This is a genomic window from Massilia luteola, assembly GCF_034420155.1.
In the GTDB taxonomy this organism is placed as follows: domain Bacteria; phylum Pseudomonadota; class Gammaproteobacteria; order Burkholderiales; family Burkholderiaceae_D; genus Telluria; species Telluria luteola.
On sequence record NZ_JAXOFN010000041.1, the window covers coordinates 22,746 to 43,613 of the forward strand.

A 20,868-nucleotide genomic window follows, 5' to 3' on the forward strand; every position below is an offset into this window, starting at 1 on the left:
TGGCTCAGATGATCCGCGTCAGGCGGAACATGGCCGTCATGGCGAGGGCCGGCAACGCGTGCCGGTGGCAGCAATACGTCTTTTCGACGCGGCCCTGGAAACGCGACTTGGCGAATTCCAGCCCCTTGAAGTTGTACAGGAAGTCCATCCGCTCGCGGATCACCGCCAGGGTCGCGCGCAGCGGGCGCGACTCCTGCGGCTCGATCCCGGCGGCCAGTTGCAGCGGCGTCAGGCCCAGCTCGATGAACGGCACGCCTTCTTCCTGGAAGCGCGCGATCGCATGCGCCATCAGCGCATACCACAGGCCCTGGCGGAAGTTGGCGGACGAGCGCGAGATGTTCGGCACGTAGCCGGCCAGGTGCCCGTCGCGGTACAAGGGATCGAAGAACACGAAGCCCACCGCCTCGCCGCCGCGATAGGCGTAGAAGTAACGCGTGCCTTCGCGGTAGTCGACGATCATCGGCCGGATCAGGAAGCGGATCTCGTTGTTCTTGCAGCGGCGCGTGCGGATCCAGGCCTCCGAAATCCGGCGCACGTCGTGGTCGAAGCCGCCCTCGCGGATCTCGATGCCGTCCAGCCGCGCCGCATTGATCGCCGTGCGGATCACCTGCTTGCGCGCGCCGCGCAGCGACCAGCCGGCGAGGTCGATGCGCGCTTCGCTGCCGAACTGGGTGCCGTGATAGCCGTGGCGCGCGTGCAGGTGGTCGACGACGTCCTTGCCCACCTGGACGAAGACGGCGTCCGGATGGCGCTCGAGGAAGGCGTCCAGCATCGCGTCGCGCAGGTGCGGCGCGCACACCGGCTCGCCCAGCGCGAAGCGCATGCCCCAGTACTTCGCGTACGCGAGATAGCCGACGCCGGGCACGTCGAAATACGACATCCCCGGCTGCATGGTGCAGAACGACAGCGCGTGGCCGCCGAACTGGCGCAGGCAGGCGGCGCGCCTGGCCGTATCGTGATGGGACAGGTCGGCGGCGATGCGCCGCTCCAGCGCAACGGCGTGTTGGCTCATGTGGGCTCCGGTTGGATTCGATGGACGTGCGACACCGTCGTCCCCGCGCAGGCGGGGACCCAAGGACGACGCGTCACCGGTCGATCAAACTTGGGCTCCCGCCCGCGCGGGAGCGACGGTTGTTCTCAGGCCGGCTTGCGGCCCAACACCGACCAGTAGCAGTCGAGCAGCAGCAGCCTGTAGTGCTTCTGCTCGCTGACCTGGAGGCCGAACTTCCGCATCCACTCCGGATAGTTATAGATGCTATGGAAGGCATTCCCGGCGAACAGCCAGAAGAAGCCGACGGCCCCATACCAGTACAGGGTCTTGACGACGCGGGTCGCCACGTTCCCGGTCGGGAACGAGAAATCGCCGACGACGATGTGCGCGCCCGGGCGGCCCTGGCGGATCAGGTGCGCCAGCACGCGCAGCATCATGTCCTGGTCGAACACGTTCAGGAAGAAGTTCGCGACGACCATGTCGTACTGCTCGAATTCCTCGACGAGCATGATGTCGCTGTGCACCTGGCGGATGCGCACGGTGACGCCTTCGCGGTCGAGGTTCGCCTGGAATTTCTTCAGCATCGTGGCCGACAGGTCGACCACCGTGACGTCGGCGCCGAGGCGCGCCGCATGGACGGCGTCGCGGCCGTGGCCGACGCCGGCGAACAGCACCCGGTCGCCCGGACGCAGCTTGTCCAGCATCGCGACCTTGCAATGATGGATCGATTTGCCGCTGTAGAAAGCGCTGAGCCAGTCGTAGATCGGCCCCACGAACTTGTACTTGTCTCTCATGTTTGCCCCTTCCGGTCTTTCCGACCTTTGTTTTTTACCGCGCGTCTCCCGGTGCTAGACCGTTGCATGAACGGCAAGCACCATTAGAGTAATGGAAACCACGCGCCGGCCGAGGTGCGGCGCCCTGTCCTTGCGAGCCAAAACACTGGCTTTGCGGGTCAGCGCCGTCAATACCTCCGCTCAACGCGCTGACTAAATGCCGCGCGCCGCCGCCCGGTCGTTGACACCCGCGCCGCGCCGAATCGATACTCGTCGGGCAACCTCCCGCAGACCCTTCCACCGCCACCGAACGAACGATGAACCTTCCCATGCACCTTCGCCTGTCGCTGTTCGCACTCGCCGCCGTCGCCACCGCGGCCTCCGCCGCCGAGCGCCTGACCATCACCGTCACCCAGGACCTGGCCATCGCGCGCCCGGCCGAGACCATCGCCGTGCCGTGGAAGAGCGTCAACGACGCGCTGCCGCACGCCGGCGTCCAGCACATCGTCGTGAAGGACGCCGCCGGCCGCGTGCTGCCGCACCAGGTGACGAACGTGGCGCCGGAGGCGAAGGACCCGCAGCGCAACGGCGTGGCGTACGGCGAACTGCTGTTCCAGCACGACTTCGCGCCCGGCGAAAAGAGCGCCACGTTCACGGTCGAGAAGAGCGACGCCGTCGTGGCGCCGTTCCCGACCAAGGTCTCGGCCCGCATCGTGCCGGAACGCCTGGACGACTTCGCGTGGGAAAACGACAAGATCGCGCACCGCACCTACGGCCCCGCGCTCGCCGCCCCGGCGCCGGCCGGATCGGGCAAGGAAGTCCTCAAGACGAGCGGCCTCGATATCTGGTTCAAGCGCGTGCCCTACCCGATCGTCGACCGCTGGTACAACATCGGCCACGACCACTACCACCACGACGAGGGCGAAGGCATCGACATGTACAACGTCGGCACGACCCTCGGCGCGGGCGGCACGGGCATCTGGGCCGGCGGCAAGCTCTATTCGGGCATCAACTTCACGCACTGGAACGTCCTCGCCAACGGCCCCGTGCGCGCCATCTTCGAGCTGACCTACGACGGCTGGGACGCGGCCGGCACCAGGGTCGCTGAAGTCAAGCGCTTCACCGTCGACGCGGGCCACTACTTCGACCGCATCGACAGCACCTTCACGTTCGCCGGCGGCCATCCGCTGCAGGTGGCCGTGGGCCTGAACAAGGAGCCGGCCGACAAGGGCGAGGAGGCCAAGTCCACGTTCGTCGAGGACAAGGCATCGAAAGCGCTCGTGCAGTGGGTCGCGCAAAAGCAGAACGGCGATTTCGGCGTGGCCGTGATCCTGCCGTCGGCCGGCGCCAACGCGTACGGCGCCGACGCCCGCAATGCGTTCATGCTGGCCCCGGCCACGTCCGGCCGGCCGCTGCGCTACTACGTCGGCGCCGCCTGGACGCGCGCCGGCGAGATCAAGTCGGCGCAGCAGTGGCAGCGCACCGTGGCCGACGAGGCCGCGCGCGTGGCCGCGCCGGTGCACGTGAGCCTGTCCGCGCACTGACCATGGACAGCGCCACAAAAGGCTACACGCGCCGCGACTTCTTCCGCGCCACCACCTTGGCGGCCGCCCTGCCGCTGGGCCGCAGCGCCCCCGCCGCGCCCACCGCGCCCGCGGCACCCACCCAGTCGCCCGCCGCCGCGCCCGCGGATGGGGCGGCGCTGGCCTGGCTGGAAGGCCGGCCCGACTTCATCGCCGGCACGACGTTCGGCGTGCCCTGGCCGCGCGGCGCGTTCCGCCCGGACCAGCCATTCACCGTGCAAGGCGCGGCGGGCGACCTGCCGGCGCAAAGCTGGCCGCTGGCGTACTGGCCGGACGGCTCGCTGAAATGGACGGCCCATGCCCTCGGCGCTGGCGCCCCGCCGGATGCGGCCTTGCGCGTGCGCCCGGGCACGGCGCGCGCCCGCGCGGACCATGCCGTCGCCGTGCGGCGCGGCGCCGACGGGTATGTGGTCGGCACCGGCGTCATCGAGTGCGTCGTGCCGCTGCGCGGTGCCGCGCTCGTTCGGACGATCCGCCGCGGCGGCCGCGACATCGCGCACAATGTCCGCCTCGTCGCGCTGTGCGACGACCAGCCGGAAGGCAGCACGCGCCGCTCCGCATTCGAGAGCGCGGTCGAGCAGGTGACCCTGGAGCAGGAAGGACCGGTCCGCAGCGTGCTCAGGCTGCAGGGCAGGCACCGCGACGAGGCGCGCGGCTGGCTGCCGTTCACCGTCCGCCTGTACTTCTATGCCGGCGCGGAATCCGTGCGCGTCATGCACACCTTCGTATTCGACGGCGACGAGCACAAGGATTTCGTGCGCGGCATCGGCCTGACGCTCGACGTGCCGATGCGCGACGAGATGCACGACCGCCACGTGCGCTTCGCCGGCGAGAACGGCGGCCTGTGGGCGGAAGGCGTGCGCAACCTCACCGGCCTGCGCCGCGATCCGGGCGCGGACGTGCGCCGCGCGCAGCTCGCGGGCGAGCGCTGCCCGCCCGTCTCCGACCGGGTGCGGCCGCTGCTGCACCTCGTGCCCGCCTGGGGCGACGTCTCGCTGTCGCAGCTGTCGGCCGACGGCTTCCACATCCGCAAGCGCACCAAGGCCGGCTGCGGCTGGATCGAGGCCGCGTGGGGCCGGCGCGCGCCGGGTTGCGGCTACGTCGGCGGCGTCTCGGGCGGCATGGCGTTCGGCCTGCGCGACTTCTGGCAGCGCCACCCGACGCAGCTGGACATCCGCGACGCGCACACGGACATGGCCCGCGCCACCGTCTGGATGTGGTCCCCGGACGCGCCGGCGATGGACCTGCGCTTCTACCACGACGGCATGGGGATGGAAACCCACGCGCAGGAACTGCAGGGCCTCGACATCACGTACGAGGATTACGAAAAGGGGTTCGGCACGCCGGCGGGCGTCGCGCGCAGCAGCGAGATCACACTGTGGGCGTTCGAGGCGACGCCGCCGCGCGAGCGCCTCGTGCAAATCGCGCGGGCCGTGCAGACGCCGCCCCAGCTGGCGCCCGCGTCCACGCACATCCTCGCCACCGAAGTCTTCGGAACGCTCTGGTCGCTGCCCGACAGGAGCACGCCGGCCCGCGCCGCCATCGAGGACCAGCTGGACGCCCGCTTCGATTTCTACCGCCGCGAGGTCGAGCAGCGCCACTGGTACGGCTTCTGGGACTACGGCGACATCCGCCACACCTACGACGCCGACCGCCACGAATGGCGCTACGACGTCGGCGGCTTCGCCTGGGACAATTCGGAACTGTCGCCCGACCTGTGGCTCTGGTATTCCTTCCTGCGCACCGGCCGCGCCGACATCTTCCGCATGGGCGAGGCGATGATCCGCCACACGAGCGAGGTCGACACCTATCACCTGGGCCGGTTCGCCGGCCTCGGGTCGCGCCACAACGTCCAGCACTGGGGCTGCAGCGCCAAGCAGGTGCGCATCAGCACCGCCGTGTACCGGCGCTTCTATTACTACCTGACGGGCGACGAGCGCATCGGCGACATCATGCGCGAGGTGCTGGACGCCGACCGCAAGCTGGACGCGGTGGATCCGGTCCGCAAGCTGGCGAACCAGCCGCCCAAGGGGCCGTATCCGGCGCGGATCAGCTTCGGCACGGACTGGGCGTCGCTCGTCGCCAACTGGCTCGCGGAATGGGAGCGCAGCGGCAGCGCGCACTATCGCGACAAGATCCTGACGGGCATGCGCGACATCGCCGCCATGCCGCACGGCTTCTTCAACGGCGACCGCATGGGCTACGAGCCCGACACCGGCCACCTGCACAACATGATCGGCACGAACGTGAAGGCGCTGCACCTGAACGCGGTGTTCGGCGCGGTCGAGATCTTCGATGAGCTGATCCGCCTGACGGGCGACAAGGCGTTCGAGGCGGCGTGGCTGGACTACTGCGAATTGTTCAACGCCCCGGTCGACGAACAGCGGCGCCGCCTCGGCATGCCGCACGGCGCCACGCACGCGCTGTACGTCGGCCACTCGCGCCTGACGGCGTATGCGGCCCGGAAGCGCAACGATCCGGCACTGGCGCGGCGCGCGTGGCACGAATTCGCGGGCGAAGGCAAGCCGCGGCCGTTCCGCACCGTCCACGTGGCCGGACCGGACGCGCTGAATCCGGTCGACGAAGTCCCGTGGGCCAGCACCAACGAAACCGCACAATGGGGCCTGGCCGCCATCCAGAACCTGGCGCTGATCGGCGCCGCGCTGCCCCGCACCTAGGAGAACACCTTGTACCTTTCACGTTGTATCGCCGCGGCCGTGGCCTGCGCCGCCGCGCCGGCATGTGCCGCGACCTATTATGTGGCCCCCGCCGGCAGCGACACGGCCGCCGGCACCGAGGCCGCGCCCTGGCAATCGTTCGCGCACGCGCAGGCCGTCGCGCAACCGGGCGACACCGTCTGGTTCCGCGGCGGCCGCTACGCCTACACGCGGGCGACGACGAGCTGCGCATCGCGCCGCGCGGCCGTCGCGGGCATCGTCCTCGACAAGAGCGGCACGGCGACGCAACCGATCCGCTACTGGGCCTATCCGGGCGAGACGCCGGTGTTCGACTTCGCGGGCATGAAGGACGATTGCCGAGTCAAGGGCATCGAGGTCGTCGCCGACTGGATCCACCTGAAAGGCCTGGAAATCACGGGGGCGCCGCAACAGCCGGACAACCGCCTGAACCACGAGTCGTGGGGCGTGTGGGTCAACGGCAACCACGACGTCTTCGAGCGGCTCGACCTGCACCACAACATGGGGCCGGGCCTGTTCATCAAGGACGGCGGCTGGAACCTCGTGCTGAACACCGACTCGCACCACAACTACGACCCGTACACGTCGAACGGCGCCGGCCAGAGCGCGGACGGCTTCGGCGCCCACATCAGCGCGGGCCATCCCGGCAACGTGTTCCGCGGCTGCCGCGCGTGGGACAACTCGGACGACGGCTTCGACCTGATCAACGCCTACTCGCCGGTCACCATCGAGCAGTCGTGGGCCTGGCAACAGGGCTACCTGCCGGGCACGCATACGTCGCTCCCGGCGGGCAACGGCAACGGCATCAAGGCCGGCGGCTACAGCGGGCGGTATGTGCCGAACGGCGTGAAACACGTGGTGCGTTTCTCGGTCGCCTTCGACAACAAGGTGTCCGGCTTCTATGCCAATCACCACCCGCTGGCGCTGGACTTCTTCCACAACACGGCGTTCCGCAACGCCGTCGACTTCAACATGCTCGGCATCGCACCCGACGGCGGCCCGGTCTACCTGGGTACCCTGCGCAACAACCTCGCGTATCCGGACGGCGCGCGCCTGAAGGTGGCGGGCGCGGACAGCGCCGCCAATTCCTGGGACCTGCACCTCGCCCTGTCGGCGGCCGATTTCGACAGCGTGGCGGCCACCGGCTGGGACGCGCCGCGCAAGCCGGACGGCAGCCTGCCCGACGTGCCGATGTTCCATCCGACGGCCGCCAGCGCCGTCGTCGACAAGGGCGTCGACGTCGGGCTGCCCTACCACGGCAAGGCGCCGGACCTGGGCGCCTTCGAACGCTGAACCGGGACCAACAACGGAGACCCCATGAACCGATCCATCCGCGGCGCCGCCGGCGCCCTTTTCCTCGCCGCCTGCGCGGCCCACGTCCATGCGGCCGACACGTGGAAATTCGCCTTCGGTCCCGGCGCGGCGCCGGCCGGCTATGCCAGTGTCGGCGCGGACACCGTCTACACGGCCGCCCGCGGCTACGGCCTCGAACCGGGCAGCCGGCCGGACGGCGTCCATCCGTATTACTTCTCGGTCGATCTCCCGGAAGGCAATTACGCGGTGACGGTCACCTTGGGCGACGATAACGCGGCCGCCGTGACGACCGTGAAGTCCGAGCTGCGCCGCCTGATGCTGGAAAACGTCCGCACCGCGCCCGGCGCGACCGTCACCAGGACGTTCGACGTCAACGTGCGCACGCCGCGGATCGCCGCCGTGGCGGGCGTGGCGGCCGGCGAAGTGAAGCTGAAGGCGCCGCGCGAAACGGTCGAGGAAGCGTGGAACTGGGACCCGCGCCTGACCTTGGAAATCAACGGCGCGCACCCGGCCGTGCGCACCATCACCATCGCGCCCGCCGCCGTGCCGACCCTGTTCCTGCTGGGCGATTCGACCGTGTGCGACCAGCCGGCGGAACCCTACAACAGCTGGGGCCAGATGCTGCCGCGCTTCTTCAAGCCGGGCATCGCCGTCGCCAACCACGGCGAATCGGGCGAGACCTACCGCGATTCGCTCGCGCGCCGGCGCCTCGACAAGATCGTCAGCCTGATGAAGCCGGGCGACATGCTCGTCATGCAGTTCGGCCACAACGACCAGAAGCAGATCAAGTCCGGCAAGGGCGGGCCGTTCACGACGTACAAGGCCGAGATCAAGGCCCACGTCGACGCCGTGCGCGCCCACGGCGGCCTGCCCGTGATCGTGTCGTCGATGGAGCGGCGCGGCTTCGACGCCGACGGCCACGTGATCCCGTCGCTGAAGGATTATGCCGAGGCGGCGCGCCAGTCCGCGCACGAACTGGACGTGCCGTTCATCGACCTGAACGCGATGAGCAAGACGTTCTACGAGGCGCTCGGGCCGGAAGGCTCGAAGGCCGCGTTCGCGGAGCCGGCGCCGGGACGCCTGGACAACACGCACCACGACAGCTACGGCAGCTACGAGCTGGCCAAGGCCGTCGTGCTGGGCCTGCGCCAGGCGCACGTGCCGGCGGCCGCGTTCATCGTCGACGATTTCGCGTTCGATCCGGCCCACCCGGACCCGGTCGCGACGTTCGCCGTGCCTCCGAGCCCGCGCCGCACCGACCAGCGCCCGCTCGGCGACGAGGGCCACAAATGAAACGCCGCGCGGCATTGTCCGTCCTCGCCGCGGGCATGCTGGCCGGCTGCGCCGGCGTCGCGCCGGCACCAGCCGGCGACGCCTACGTCTTCGCCTACTTCATCGGCAACGGCGAGGACGGCCTGCACCTGGCCGGCAGCGGCGACGGCTACCGCTGGGACGCGCTGAACGGCGGCCGCAGCTTCCTGGCGCCCACGGTCGGCAAGGCGAAGCTGATGCGCGACCCGTGCATCCTGCGCGGCCCGGACGGCATCTACCGCATGGTGTGGACGAGCGGGTGGAACGAGACGGGCATCGGCTATGCCTCGTCGCCCGACCTCGTGCACTGGTCGGCGCAGCGCGAACTGCCCGTGATGGCGCACGAACCGACGGCGCTGAACGCGTGGGCGCCGGAAATCGCGTGGGACGAGCGGCGCGGCGAATACCTGATCTTCTGGTCGTCGACGATCCCCGGCCGCTTCGCGCGGACCGAAGCGGCCGGCGACAACGCCGGCGCGAACAAGTACGACCACCGCATCTACGCGACGACGACGCGCGACTTCACGACGTTCACGCCCACGCGCCTGTTCTACGATCCGGGCTTCTCCGTCATCGACGCGACCTTCGTGCGCACGCGCCGGGGCGACTGGCTGCTCGTCAAGGACGAGACGCGCCATCCGCCGCGCAAATACCTGCAGCTGGCCCGCGCCGCCAGCCTGCAAGGGCCGTTCGCGCCGCTCGCGGCACCGATCACGCCCGCCGGGCTATGGACGGAAGGCCCGACCGCGCTGCAGGTGGGCGAGGACGTCATCGTCTACTACGACGCGTACACGGCAAAGCACTACGGCGCGCTGCGCTCGCGCGACCTCGTGCATTGGGAAGACGTGACGGCGCAGATGCGCTTCCCGGACGAAGGCACGCCCAGGCGCATGCGCCACGGGACGGCGCTGCGGGTACCGGCCAACGTGCTCGAGAGCCTGCGCGCGCGCTGAGCGCCGGGGCGCGCCGCCCCTTGTTGACGGGCAACGGTGCGCGGACAGTCTGCCGCTTGGAGTACGCTGGGCCCTCCAGTGTCGTGATCCCGGAGGCGGACCGTGTCGATGAACCCAGCAGAACCCGAACAGGAAAAACAGGAGCTCGTCCGGGTTCCCGTTGTCCGCGAGGAAGCTTGGGTCGAGAAACGGATCGTCGACACGGGACGCGGCGTACGCATCCATACCACCGTCGCCGAACATCCCTGCCGGATCGACGAGAGCCTGTTTCGCGACGACGTGCGGGTCGACCATGTGCCGGTCGACCGCATCGTCCCGCTCGAGCAGGCCCCCGCCACCCGCTACGAAGGGGATACGCTCGTGGTGCCGATCCTCGAGGAAGTGCTGGTCGTCGAACGGCGCCTGCGCATCAAGGAAGAGCTCCACATCACCCGCACCCGCCGCGAGGAACGCCACGTCGACACCGTCGTGCTCAAGTCCGAGCAGGTCAGCGTGGAACGCTTCGACGAGCACGGCGACACTTCACCCACGTGACAATCAACGGAGGACGCATCATGCAACATACCCTAGTCGCGGTTTTCGACAACCGCAGCGATGCCCAGAACGCGCTGGACGAACTGCTCGCAGCGGGCTTCACGCGCGATAACGTCAACCTGTCCAGCGCCGACCTGGCCGGCACCACGACCACCACCGGCACCACGCTCGGCACGACCCACGAGGAAGGCGTCGGCGCCTCCATCAGGCACTTCTTCGAGAACCTGTTCGGCACCGACCACGACGACCACGCCACGCGCTATTCGAACGCCGTGACGGGCGGCCAGCACGTGCTGACGCTGACCACGGCCTCCGAGCCGGACGTGGAACGGGCGGCCGACGTGATCGAACGCTTCGGCCCCGTCGACATCGACGAGCGCCACGACCTGGCGGGCAATGCCGCCGAACTGGGCGCCAGCGCCTACCAGCCGGCCACGTCGCCGTCCGTGCAGGCCGGCTCGATGCAGTCGGGCACCCAGGCCGGCAACCTGTCGGGCAACCTGCCCGACACCCGCACCGACATCCGCGGCGACATCCGCGCCGACCAGCGCACCGATTCGCTGCAGCGCGACATGGGCACGGCCCGCTCGGACAAGGCCGCGATCCCGGTCGTGCGGGAAGAGGTCCACGTCGGCAAGCGCATGGTCGAACGGGGCGGCGTACGCGTGTTCTCGCGCGTCGTCGAGACGCCGGTGAACGAGACCGTGGCGCTGCGCGAAGAACACGTCAGCGTGGAACGCCGCCCGGTCGACCAGCCGATCAACCCGCGCGACACCACCGCGTTCAAGGACAAGACGATCGAACTGCGCGAAACGGCCGAGGAAGCCGTCGTGCAGAAATCCGCGCGCGTCGTCGAGGAAGTCGTCGTCGGCAAGGAAGTCAGCCAGCGCAAGCAGCAGATCAAGGACACGGTGCGCCATACCGAAGTCGACGTCCAGCCGCTGCAGGGCGCGGGCACCGACGACGACACGTATTACCGCAGCGACTGGCAGACGAATTACGCGCGCCTCGGCGGCACCTACGACGACTATGCCCCGGCCTACCGCTACGGCAACGAGATGCGGCGCGACGTCCGCTACAAGAACCGCAACTGGGACGACGTCGAAACCGACCTGCGCAGCGACTGGGACACGCGCTACGGCAGCAGCGGCTCATCGACGTGGGAGCGGATGAAGGCGGCCGTGCGCTCGGGCTGGGACCGCATGACGTCCTGACGGCCGGGCCGGCTCAAGCTACAGGGATGCCTGGCGCCGCGTGGTGGCGCCAGGCGCGCCGCACCGTCGCCAGCACGAACGCCATGAACGCGCACTGGGCGATGACAGCGGCCGCATCGATCCCGTAGGTCGACAGGGCCGCCGCGCCCGGTCGACACGGCGGGCCGCAGTACAATATCGCGATGCGGCCCCCACCCTCCCCACCCTCCTCCTTCGACGCCATCGTGGCCGGCACCGGCCCCGGCGGCGCCAGCGTCGCGCGCGAACTCGCGCGGGCCGGCGCGCGCGTGCTGATGCTGGAAGCGGGCGGCGACGCCCCGCTCGCCGGCACGCTGGCGCAGATGGCCGGCATGGCGGCCGTTCCCGGCAAGGGCGCGTTCCTGCACCGCGACCTGTCGCTGCTCGTGCGGGCGCTGACGACGGGCGGCACGTCGACGATCAACTTCGCCACTGCCGCGCCGCCGCCGGCCGCCATGTTCGCCGCGCACGGCATCGACCTGGCGCCCGCCCTCGCCGCGTGGCGCGCGGAATTGCCGATGGCGCCGCTGCCGGACGGTCTCGTCGGCCCCATGGCCGCACGCATCATGGCGGCCGCGCACGCCAGCGGTCTTCCGTGGCACAAGCTGGACAAGATGATCCGCCCGGCCGCCTGCCGCACCGGATGCTGGCGCTGCGTCTACGGCTGCCCGTTCGGCGCCAAGTGGTCGGCGCGCGAACTGGTCGACGACGCCCGCGCGCACGGCGCGACCCTGCTGACGGACGCGCGCGTGACCCGCGTGCTGCTGGACGGCGGCCGCGCGGCCGGCGTCGAAGCCGTCGTCGACGGCCGCACGCAGACATTCCGCGCCGGCCTGGTGGTGCTGGCGGCCGGGGGCATCGGCAGTCCGCGCATCCTCCAGGCGTCGAGGCTGCTGGCCGGCCCCGTCCCGTTCTTCAGCGATCCCGTCGTGGCCGTGATGGGCACGGCCGACGGCATCGAGGGCGGCGGCGCCGAGGTGCCGATGGCGGCCGGCATGGCCGATCCGGACGCCGGCGTCACGCTGGCCGACCTGACGCTGCCGCGTCCCATGTACCAGGCGTTCGCGGCGCAGGCGGGCCGCGTCGACCGCCTGTTCGCGCACGGCCGCACGCTCACGATCATGGTCAAGATCCGCGACGAGATCCGCGGCAACGTCGGCCCCCGCTGGGTCGACAAGACCCTCGATGCGGCCGACCGGCGCCGGCTCGACCACGGCATCGGCATGGCGCGCGGCGTCCTGGCGGAGGCCGGCGCGCGCCACGTCTTCGCCAGCCACCACTTCGCCGCGCATCCCGGCGGCACGGTGCGCATCGGCCGGACGCTGGACGGAGACCTGCGCACGACCGCGCCCGGCCTGTATGTGTGCGACGCGTCCGTGATCCCCGATCCGTGGGGCCTGCCGCCGACCCTTACCCTGCTGTGCCTGGGCTGGCGCCTCGGCCGCCACCTGGCCGAGGCATCCGGCCACGCGCTCAGCGTGGACGCACCGGCAGCGTCGCCGTCAGCCTGATGTCGGCCGACGACTCGCCGACCATCAGCTTGACGGGCACGGCCTCGACCTCGAACCGGCCCGCCTGCGTGTTCCAGTAGGCGAGACGCTGCGCCGCGAGGGGGATGTGCACGGTGCGCGTCTCGCCCGGCTCGAGGTGCACGCGCCGGAAGCCGACGAGGGCCTGGCGCGGCCGCTCGACCTTCGACTGCGGCCACGCCGCGTACAGTTCGACGACGCTGTCGCCCGCGACCTTGCCCGTGTTGCCGACGTCGACGTCGACCTCCACGCTGCCGTCGGGCGCCAGCGCCGGCGCGCTCGTGCGCAGCTTCGCATACTTGAACGTCGTGTAGGACAGGCCGTGCCCGAACGGGAACAGCGGCGTGCCCTTGAAATACATATACGTGCGGCCGTGGCGGATGTCGTAGTCCAGCATCGGCGGCAGCTGAGATTCGGCCGCCGGCCACGTCGCCACGAGCTTCCCGCCCGGGTTGTAGGCGCCGAACAGCACCTGCGCGAGCGCCGTGCCCTGGTCCTGCGACGCATGCGCCATCTGCACGATCGCGGGCACGTGCGCCTTCGACCAGTTGATCGTGTACGGGAAGCTCGACACGAGCACCATCACCGTGCGCGGATTCGCCGCCAGAACCTGTTTGACCAGCCCTTCCTGCGCGAGCGCCAGCGTTGCGCGGTCGCGGCCCTCGCGGCCGTCGCCCGGATCGGCGCAGGGCTTCGTGCCGGCGTCGGTCCACTCGTGCGCCATGTCCGGGCCGCAGGTCGGGTCGTTGCCGACGACTACGACGGCCACGTCCGCCTCGCGCGCCGCCTTCACGGCCGCGTCGTCGGCGTTGTCGAACGCATAGGTCACCTTCACGTCCGGGGCCACGGCGGCCTTGATGCCCGCCAGCGCCGTCACCTTGTATGGCGGCAGGCCGCCGTACCAGTCCCAGTGCACGCTGTCCGCGTGCGGGCCGATCACGGCAATGCGCTTGATGCGCTCCTTGTCCAGCGGCAGCGCGTGGTGGTCGTTCTTCATCAGCACGATGGATTCCAGCGCCATGCGCAGCGACACCGCCTTGTGCGCCGCGCCGTCCCACGGGGCCGGACCGTCCCCGATCGCGGCGTACGGATTGCCGGCCGGCGGATCGATGAGACCCAGCCTGATCGTCGTGCGGAACTTGCGCGCGAGCGCGTCGTCGAGGTCGGCCACGGTGATCGTGCCGTCTTTCAGCGCGGCGCGCAGCTCGTCCTGGTATTTGTCGAGGTACTGGTTGATGCCGGCCTTCAGCGCCGCGACGGCCGCCGCCTTCTGGTCCGGATACCGTTTATACAGTTTCACCAGGTTGCCGATCGCGCCGCCGTCGCTGGAGACCACGTCCGCGCCCCATGCGCCGATGACGAGCTTGCGCAGTACGGGATGCACGCCCATCGGCGTGCCGTTCCAGGCGTTGTACGACGCCATCAGCGCGCGCGCGCCGCCCTCCTGGAACGCCATGCGGAACGGCGCCGCATAGTATTCGTGGAACAGGCGCTCATCGAAATCGGACGACGAGTTGCCGCGCCCGTTCTCGTTGCTGTTGGCGAGGAAGTGCTTGAGCAGCGCGGCGCCGCGCCAGTACTTCGGATCGTCGCCCTGGATGCCGCGCGTGAACGCCGTCGCCATCGTCCCGACGAGGAACGGGTCTTCGCCGTACACCTCCTCGCTGCGGCCCCAGCGCGGGTCGCGCGCGAGATCGGACTGCGGGCCCCATTGCATCAGCATCGGATGCCTGTACCGCGCGCTCTGCGTGATGTAGCGCGCTTCGGTCGACTGCACCGCGCCGGCCTCGCGCACGAGGTCGGGGTCCCAGCTGGCGCCCATGCCGGGCGGCTGCGGGAATTGCGTCGTCGTGATCGGCTCGCGCTGGCGCTTGCTCTCGCCGCGCTGCACGACGCCGTGGATGCCCTCGGTGCTGCCGAAGCTGGGGATGCCGAGGCGCGCCACGCCGGAATCCGTCGACAGCGCGGCGATCTTTTCGTCGGGCGTCATCAAGGACAGGATGTTGGCGATGCGCTGCTGCGGCGCCAGGTTCGGGTCCTGGAACGGGTAGCCGGCCGCGCGCGCCGGCAGCGCCGCGCAAGCGCACAGGGCGGCGGCCAGCGCCGTGGCGCGGATCATGTTCGTCTGCATGCGTGTCTCCTTTTGTAAACGTTTTTTGTTAGCGCGAACATCAACATGATACCCCAGCGATGAAACCGTTTTCACAACACTCGCCCAAAACTTGGCGTCCTACGCTAAAAGTTTCTTGCATGCCGTAAACACATCAGTACAATCACCATGCATATCATCAGGAGACAGCATGACTTACGAACGCATCGTGGTCCTCGGCGGCGGCACGTCCGGGTGGATGACCGCGGCAGCCCTCGCCACGGGCCTGAAGGGCACGACGGTGGAACTGGTGGAATCGGAGGACATCGGCATCGTCGGCGTCGGCGAAGCCACCTTCCCGTCGATCCGCGCCTACCACCAGATCCTCGGCATCCCGGAAGCCGACTTCCTGCGCGCCACCAACGGCACCTATAAACTGGGGATCAAGTTCCGCGACTGGCGCGTGCGCGGCGAAGACTATTACCACACGTTCGGCGACTTCGGCCAGCTGGCCGGCCCCGACGCGCTGTGGGGCCAGTATCGCCGCCACGTGGACGCCGGCCTGCCCGCGTTCGGCGAACAATGCCTGCCGACGGTGATGGCGCTGAACGACCGCTTCTGCGCGCCCGGCAAGGACGCCGCGCATTTCAACTACGCCTACCACTTCGACGCCAACCTGTATGCGCGGTTCCTGCGCGACATCGCGATCGCGCGCGGCGTGCGCCGCACCGAGGGCAAGGTCGTGGACGTGGCGCGCCGCCAGGACGGCGGCGTGGCCTCGCTCACGCTGGACGACGGCCGCGTCGTCGGGGCCGACCTGTTCATCGATTGTTCCGGCTTCACGTCGCTGCTGCTGGGCCGCACACTGGACGAGCCGTTCGTCGACTTCAGCCGCTGGCTGCCCGTCGACCGCGCCTGGGCGTGCCCGTCCGCGCGCGTCGGCGCCGGCCTCACGCCCTATACCCGCGCGACGGCGCTGGACGCGGGCTGGGCGTGGCGCATCCCGCTGCAGGACCGCACCGGCAACGGCCACGTGTTCTCCAGCCGCTTCATCGACGAGGACAAGGCGCGCGAGCAGCTGCTGCAGCAGCTCGACGGCGAACCGCTGGCGGAACCGCGCCTGCTGCGCTTCACGACCGGCCACCGGGCCCGCTTCTGGTCCCACAACGTGGTCGGCATCGGCCTCTCGACGGGCTTTCTGGAACCGCTCGAATCGACCAGCATCTACCTCGTGCAGGTCGGGATCGGCCGCCTGATGACGCTGTTGCAGCGGGGCGGCACCGTCGCGCCGGCGGCCATCGATGCGTACAACACGGGCCTCGTGCACCAGTTCGAACGCATCCGCGACTTCATCCTCATGCACTACTGCCTGACGGGCCGCCGCGACACGCCGTTCTGGACCGCGATGGCGGCCACGGAACTGCCGGAGACGCTGGCGTACAAGCTGCACGCGTGGCGCCAGACCGGCACGCTGCACCAGTACGACGAGGAAGGCTTCGATGGCCACAGCTGGCTCGCGATCCACGCCGGCATGCACAACTGGCCCGAGCGCAGCGATCCCACGTTCAACCAGATACCCGCCGAGAAGTCGCTCGAATGGGTGCGCGAGCGCGCGCGCCAATTGGCCGACGCGGTCGGGTCGGTGTCCACGCACGAGGACTATCTGGCGCGCGTGCTGAGGCGCTGACGCCCGCGTGGGCACGTTTCGTTTGAGGCCCCCGGCCTCGAACGCCCACCCTACCGCTGGCTGACGAAAGGCCGGCGGCATCAATTTATACGTCGTTCCTGCGGAGGCGGGAATCCGAGTCCGGGAGGCCGCCCGCGCAGGATCGGGTCCCCGCCAAGAGGGCGCCCGGCCCGGGGACGCGACGTGCAAATGATCTCGGACATTGCGCTTTTTCGTCGTATCAGTCGGATGGACCCGACCGCGCCGCCAGCCGCTCCAGCCACGCGCACAGCATGTCCGCCAGCGCGTCGGCATAGGCCGCGATCTCGTCCGGGGTGCGCGACCGCTCCGAGAACTGCTTGCCGACCGCGGTGAACGTGTCCATCAACAGGTCGGCCGCCAGCGCGCGCGTCGCCGGCGATGCGCGCGGCAGCGTCTCGCGCATGAACGCCGCGATGGCCGCCTCGCCGGCCGCACGCGCTGCGCTGGCCTCCGGCGCATCCCGGTACAGCGGTGCCGCATCGTTCAGCGCCACGCGCATCGCCGCTTCCTCGCATTCCGACCGCACGAACGCGTGCACCATCGACCGCAGCCGTTCCAGCGGCGGCGTGCCCGCGTCGTCGATGATCGCGCACAGCATCGCCGTCGTGCGGTTCCACTCGTCGCTCTGCAGGCGGAACAGGATCGCGGCCTTGTTCGGGAAGTACTGGTACAGCGAGCCGACGCTCACCCCCGCCTTTTCCGCCACGCGCGTCGTCGTGAAGCGGTGCGCGCCTTCGGTCGCCAAAACCTGAAGGGCCGCTTCCAGCACGGCCGCGACGAGGTCGTTGGAACGGGCCTGCCTGGGCTGCTTGCGCGAGGCGATCTGGGGGCGGCGGCGTGCGGTCATGGGTGTGTTCCGAAATGCGAATAGAAAACCTGAAGGATTATTCGCATAATAACCGGGTCACTCACCCACCACAAGGAACCACGATGCACAGCACGAACACCCTCACCACCCCGCCCGTCGCGCCGCTGCTGGCACGCCTGTTCGCCGACGCGGACGCCCAGTCGCCGCAGGCGCTCTTCGGCGACGTGCCGCAGGCGGAAGTCGCGCGTCTCATGCGCAGCAAGACGGATTACCGCGACCTGTACGCCCGCCTCAAGGATGCCGCGCTGCCGGTCGCGCGCGACACGGGGACCCTGCTCTACATGCTGGCGCGCACCGGCCGCGCCCGGGCGATCGTCGAATTCGGCACGTCGTTCGGCATCTCGACCATCCACCTCGCCGCCGCGCTGCGCGACAATGGCGGCGGCCGGCTCGTCACGAGCGAGTTCGAGCCGGCGAAGGTCGAGCGGGCGCGCGCCAACCTGGCCGAAGCGGGCCTTGCCGACCTCGTCGAGATCCGCACCGGCGACGCGCTGCACACGCTGGCCGCCGACCTGCCCGCCGCGATCGACCTCGTGCTGCTGGACGGCGCCAAGGCCCTCTATCCGGAGATCCTGGGCCTGCTCGAAGCGCACCTGCGGCCCGGCGCCGCCATCGTGGCCGACAATGCCGACCACAGTCCGGACTACCTCGCACGCGTGCGCGATCCGGCGTCCGGCTATCTGTCGATGCCGTTCGGGACCGACGTCGAGCTGTCCGTGCGCCTCGCCTGATGCCGGAAAGACATGCAAAAAAGTCCATTGCGGCCCAAAGGCAATACTGATTTCCGTATAGTCCCTATGCACCCGCCGCATGTCCTTCCGCTTGACTTCGGGCCTAAGCTTCTAGACTCATAACGACGAGACACCCGACGACGCGTCCACGCGGCGCGCGACGGGCCATAACACAGGAGCAGCCGCATGTCCCAGCCTCAACTCCAGCGCATCGAGCGCGAAGATGCTTTCACCTCCCCGCCTGCCACTGCCGGCAAGATCGACCAGTATTTCCAGATCACCGCGCGCGGCAGCACGCAACGGCGGGAGGTCGTGGCCGGCATCACCACCTTCCTCGCCATGGTGTATTCCGTGTTCGTCGTGCCGGGCATGCTGGGCCAGGCGGGGTTCGACGTCAGCGCCGTCTTCGTCGCCGTGTGCCTGACCGCGGCATTCGGTTCGCTGCTCATGGGCCTGTGGGCGCGGCTGCCGATCGCGGTCGGCTGCGCCATTTCGCTGACCGCGTTCACCGCCTTCGGCCTCGTGTTGGGCAAAGGCCTCACGCCCGCCGTCGCGCTGGGCGCCGTGTTCCTGATGGGCCTGATTTTCACGGCGATTTCCGTGACCGGCGTGCGCTCGTGGATCCTGCAGAACCTGCCGGCCGGCGTGGCGCACGGCACCGGCGTGGGTATCGGCCTGTTCCTGCTGATGATCGCGTCCAGCGACGTCGGCCTGATCGTCAAGAACGCGGGCGCCGGCCTGCCGGTGGCGCTGGGCCATGTGACCGCCTTCCCGGTGGTGATGAGCATCATCGGCCTGGCGGCCATCTTCGGCCTGGAACAGCGCAAGGTGCCGGGCGGGATCCTGCTGGTGGTGATCGCCATTTCGGTCCTCGGCCTGGCGTTCGACCCCAAGGTGCACTTCACCGGCATCTTCTCCTGGCCGCAACTGAGCGCGCCGGGCCACGCATCGCTGATCGGCGCCATGGACATCAAGGGCGCGCTGACCGCGGCCGTGCTGCCCAGCGTGCTGGCGCTCGTGATGACCGCCGTGTTCGACGCCACCGGCACCATCCGCGCCGTCGCCGGCCAGGCGGGCCAGGTCGATGCGCGCGGCTACATCCACAACGGCGGCAAGGCGCTCACGGCCGATTCGCTGAGCTCGATCTTTTCGAGCCTGGTCGGCGGCGCCCCCGCCGCGGCCTACATCGAATCGGGTGTCGGCACCGCGGCCGGCGCCCGCACCGGCCTGACGGCGACCGTCGTCGGCCTGCTGTTCCTCGTGCTGATCTTCTTCTCGCCGCTGGCCGGCCTGGTGCCGTCGTATGCCACCGCGCCGGCGCTGATGTACGTCGGCCTGCTGATGCTGAGCAGCGTCGCGCACATGAACATGGACGACAAGCTGGATGCGCTGTCCGGCCTGGTGTGCGCCGTGTTCATTCTGCTGAGCTGCAATATCGTGACCGGCATCATGCTGGGCTTCTGCACGCTCGTGATCGGCCGCGTGCTGGCCGGCGAATGGCGCAAGCTGAACTTCGGCACCGTCAGCATCGCCGTCGCGCTGGCCGTGTTCTACGCGGGCGGCTGGGCGATCTGAGTCGCGTCAGAACATCCCGTCCCGGTTCGCCATCGGGACGGGCGCCGCCTGGGCGATGTCCCACATCTCGGCGATGCGTCCCTCCTCGAAGCGCAGGATGTGGACGGTCGCCAGCTCCATTCCCCCCTCTTCCATCACGGCACGCGCGTGCACGGCCACCAGCGGGCCCTCGGCGATCGCGCGTTGCACCTCGTACACCATGTGCGGAAAACGCACCGCGTTCTCCTTCATCGCCGCCCGCAAGGTCGCGACGTCCGCCGCGAAATACGGATTGTGGTGCCGGAATCCCGGCGCCGCGTAGCGCGCGAACGCGTCGTCGACTTGCCCGCTGGCCGTCAACCGCAGGAAGGCGGTCGCCGTTTCTTTCAATGTGGTCGTGTCGTTCACGGTGTTCTCCTCGTCGTCATCCGGAAGGGGGCATCGTGCCACCGGCGCGGCGCCCTGACAAGCGGCGGGCCGGCGCGGCCGTATCGTACGCCGCATCTTTCCGGGATTGTGTAATCTAAGTGACAACTTCCTACAGGAGAACTTCATGAAAGCCACCACCATTTCGAGCATCATGCTGGCCGTCGCCGTGCTGGTCACGGGTTGCCACAAGGCCGAGGACAAGAACGGCATGGGTCCGGCCCAGGAAGCGGGCAAGGCCCTCGACGACGCCGGCGCCAAGGCCGCCGCGGAATCGAAGGAGGCCGCCGCCAACGCCAACGCCGCCGCCGTGCAGGCCGGCCAGAACGCGAAGGAAGCGGCCGAGCAGGCCAACGCGAACGTGAAGGCCGCGGCCGACCGCGCCGGCGACCAGATGCAGCAGGCCGGCGCCGAGGTGCGCCAGGACTCGCACGAAGCCGCCCAGAACGTGAAGGAAGGCGCGAAGGATGCGACGGCCGCCACCGGCCGCGGCCTGGAGCGCGCGGGCGAGAAGATGCAGAACGCGGCCGGCAAGTAAGCCGCCGTACCCGGATGCGCGCGGCGGGGCCATGCCGG

General features: G+C 69.6%; 17 protein-coding genes. 12 read left to right on the forward strand and 5 right to left on the reverse strand.

Features of this window, described 5'->3' with window-relative positions; genetic code table 11:
- Positions 1–4 precede the first annotated feature (4 nt).
- Positions 5–1,012, reverse strand: coding sequence for a DUF2156 domain-containing protein (locus tag U9J41_RS26275; protein WP_322405130.1), 1,008 nt, complete (start codon positions 1,010–1,012; stop codon positions 5–7).
- Between the two features lie 125 nt (positions 1,013–1,137).
- Complete coding sequence (locus U9J41_RS26280) at positions 1,138–1,785, reverse strand: class I SAM-dependent methyltransferase (RefSeq protein WP_322405131.1); 648 nt, start codon at positions 1,783–1,785, stop codon at positions 1,138–1,140.
- A gap of 308 nt (positions 1,786–2,093) precedes the next feature.
- Here U9J41_RS26280 and U9J41_RS26285 point away from each other — a divergent pair, with 308 nt between their 5' ends.
- The 8 genes from U9J41_RS26285 to U9J41_RS26320 all read left to right on the forward strand — a co-directional run bounded on the left by U9J41_RS26285 (position 2,094) and on the right by U9J41_RS26320 (position 12,898).
- The gene (locus U9J41_RS26285; protein ID WP_322405132.1) at positions 2,094–3,308 is read left to right on the forward strand and encodes a DUF4861 family protein; all 1,215 of its coding nucleotides are present in this window, start codon (positions 2,094–2,096) and stop codon (positions 3,306–3,308) included.
- 2 nt (positions 3,309–3,310) lie between these two features.
- The gene (locus tag U9J41_RS26290) at positions 3,311–6,025 is read left to right on the forward strand and encodes an exo-rhamnogalacturonan lyase family protein (RefSeq protein ID WP_322405133.1); all 2,715 of its coding nucleotides are present in this window, start codon (positions 3,311–3,313) and stop codon (positions 6,023–6,025) included.
- A gap of 9 nt (positions 6,026–6,034) precedes the next feature.
- The gene (locus tag U9J41_RS26295; RefSeq protein ID WP_322405134.1) at positions 6,035–7,336 is read left to right on the forward strand and encodes a right-handed parallel beta-helix repeat-containing protein; all 1,302 of its coding nucleotides are present in this window, start codon (positions 6,035–6,037) and stop codon (positions 7,334–7,336) included.
- 24 nt (positions 7,337–7,360) lie between these two features.
- Positions 7,361–8,650 (forward strand): rhamnogalacturonan acetylesterase, encoded by a 1,290-nt coding sequence (locus tag U9J41_RS26300; protein ID WP_322405135.1) that lies wholly within the window; start codon positions 7,361–7,363, stop codon positions 8,648–8,650.
- Entirely contained in the window at positions 8,647–9,621 is a 975-nt protein-coding gene (locus tag U9J41_RS26305) for a glycoside hydrolase family 43 protein (RefSeq protein ID WP_322405136.1), read from the forward strand. Before U9J41_RS26300 ends, U9J41_RS26305 begins: the two co-directional genes overlap by 4 nt.
- A gap of 108 nt (positions 9,622–9,729) precedes the next feature.
- Positions 9,730–10,155, forward strand: coding sequence for a DUF2382 domain-containing protein (locus U9J41_RS26310; RefSeq protein WP_322405137.1), 426 nt, complete (start codon positions 9,730–9,732; stop codon positions 10,153–10,155).
- A 20-nt stretch (positions 10,156–10,175) separates the two neighbouring features.
- Complete coding sequence (locus U9J41_RS26315; RefSeq protein WP_322405138.1) at positions 10,176–11,369, forward strand: YsnF/AvaK domain-containing protein; 1,194 nt, start codon at positions 10,176–10,178, stop codon at positions 11,367–11,369.
- Between the two features lie 182 nt (positions 11,370–11,551).
- The gene (locus tag U9J41_RS26320; protein ID WP_322405139.1) at positions 11,552–12,898 is read left to right on the forward strand and encodes a GMC family oxidoreductase N-terminal domain-containing protein; all 1,347 of its coding nucleotides are present in this window, start codon (positions 11,552–11,554) and stop codon (positions 12,896–12,898) included.
- Here U9J41_RS26320 and U9J41_RS26325 read toward each other — a convergent pair.
- The gene (locus U9J41_RS26325; RefSeq protein WP_322405140.1) at positions 12,861–15,047 is read right to left on the reverse strand and encodes a glycoside hydrolase family 3 C-terminal domain-containing protein; all 2,187 of its coding nucleotides are present in this window, start codon (positions 15,045–15,047) and stop codon (positions 12,861–12,863) included. The genes U9J41_RS26320 and U9J41_RS26325 overlap by 38 nt on opposite strands.
- 169 nt (positions 15,048–15,216) lie before the next feature.
- Here U9J41_RS26325 and U9J41_RS26330 point away from each other — a divergent pair, with 169 nt between their 5' ends.
- Positions 15,217–16,692: a tryptophan halogenase family protein gene (locus U9J41_RS26330; RefSeq protein WP_322405141.1), complete on the forward strand. Its 1,476-nt coding sequence runs from the start codon at positions 15,217–15,219 to the stop codon at positions 16,690–16,692.
- A gap of 220 nt (positions 16,693–16,912) precedes the next feature.
- On the opposite strand, the gene U9J41_RS26335 is transcribed toward U9J41_RS26330, so the two are convergent.
- Positions 16,913–17,560 carry a TetR/AcrR family transcriptional regulator gene (locus U9J41_RS26335; protein ID WP_322405142.1) on the reverse strand — a complete coding sequence of 216 codons (648 nt, stop codon included), beginning with the start codon at positions 17,558–17,560 and terminating at the stop codon, positions 16,913–16,915.
- An 83-nt stretch (positions 17,561–17,643) separates the two neighbouring features.
- Between U9J41_RS26335 and U9J41_RS26340 the strand changes: the two genes are divergently transcribed.
- Together U9J41_RS26340 and U9J41_RS26345 are read left to right on the forward strand one after the other, a co-directional pair.
- Complete coding sequence (locus U9J41_RS26340; RefSeq protein ID WP_322405143.1) at positions 17,644–18,312, forward strand: O-methyltransferase; 669 nt, start codon at positions 17,644–17,646, stop codon at positions 18,310–18,312.
- Between the two features lie 186 nt (positions 18,313–18,498).
- The gene (locus U9J41_RS26345) at positions 18,499–19,887 is read left to right on the forward strand and encodes an NCS2 family permease (RefSeq protein WP_322405144.1); all 1,389 of its coding nucleotides are present in this window, start codon (positions 18,499–18,501) and stop codon (positions 19,885–19,887) included.
- 6 nt (positions 19,888–19,893) lie between these two features.
- On the opposite strand, the gene U9J41_RS26350 is transcribed toward U9J41_RS26345, so the two are convergent.
- Positions 19,894–20,274 carry a nuclear transport factor 2 family protein gene (locus U9J41_RS26350; RefSeq protein WP_322405145.1) on the reverse strand — a complete coding sequence of 127 codons (381 nt, stop codon included), beginning with the start codon at positions 20,272–20,274 and terminating at the stop codon, positions 19,894–19,896.
- Positions 20,275–20,419: 145 nt separating this feature from the next.
- Here U9J41_RS26350 and U9J41_RS26355 point away from each other — a divergent pair, with 145 nt between their 5' ends.
- Complete coding sequence (locus U9J41_RS26355) at positions 20,420–20,830, forward strand: hypothetical protein (protein ID WP_322405146.1); 411 nt, start codon at positions 20,420–20,422, stop codon at positions 20,828–20,830.
- The last annotated feature ends 38 nt before the right edge of the window (positions 20,831–20,868 follow it).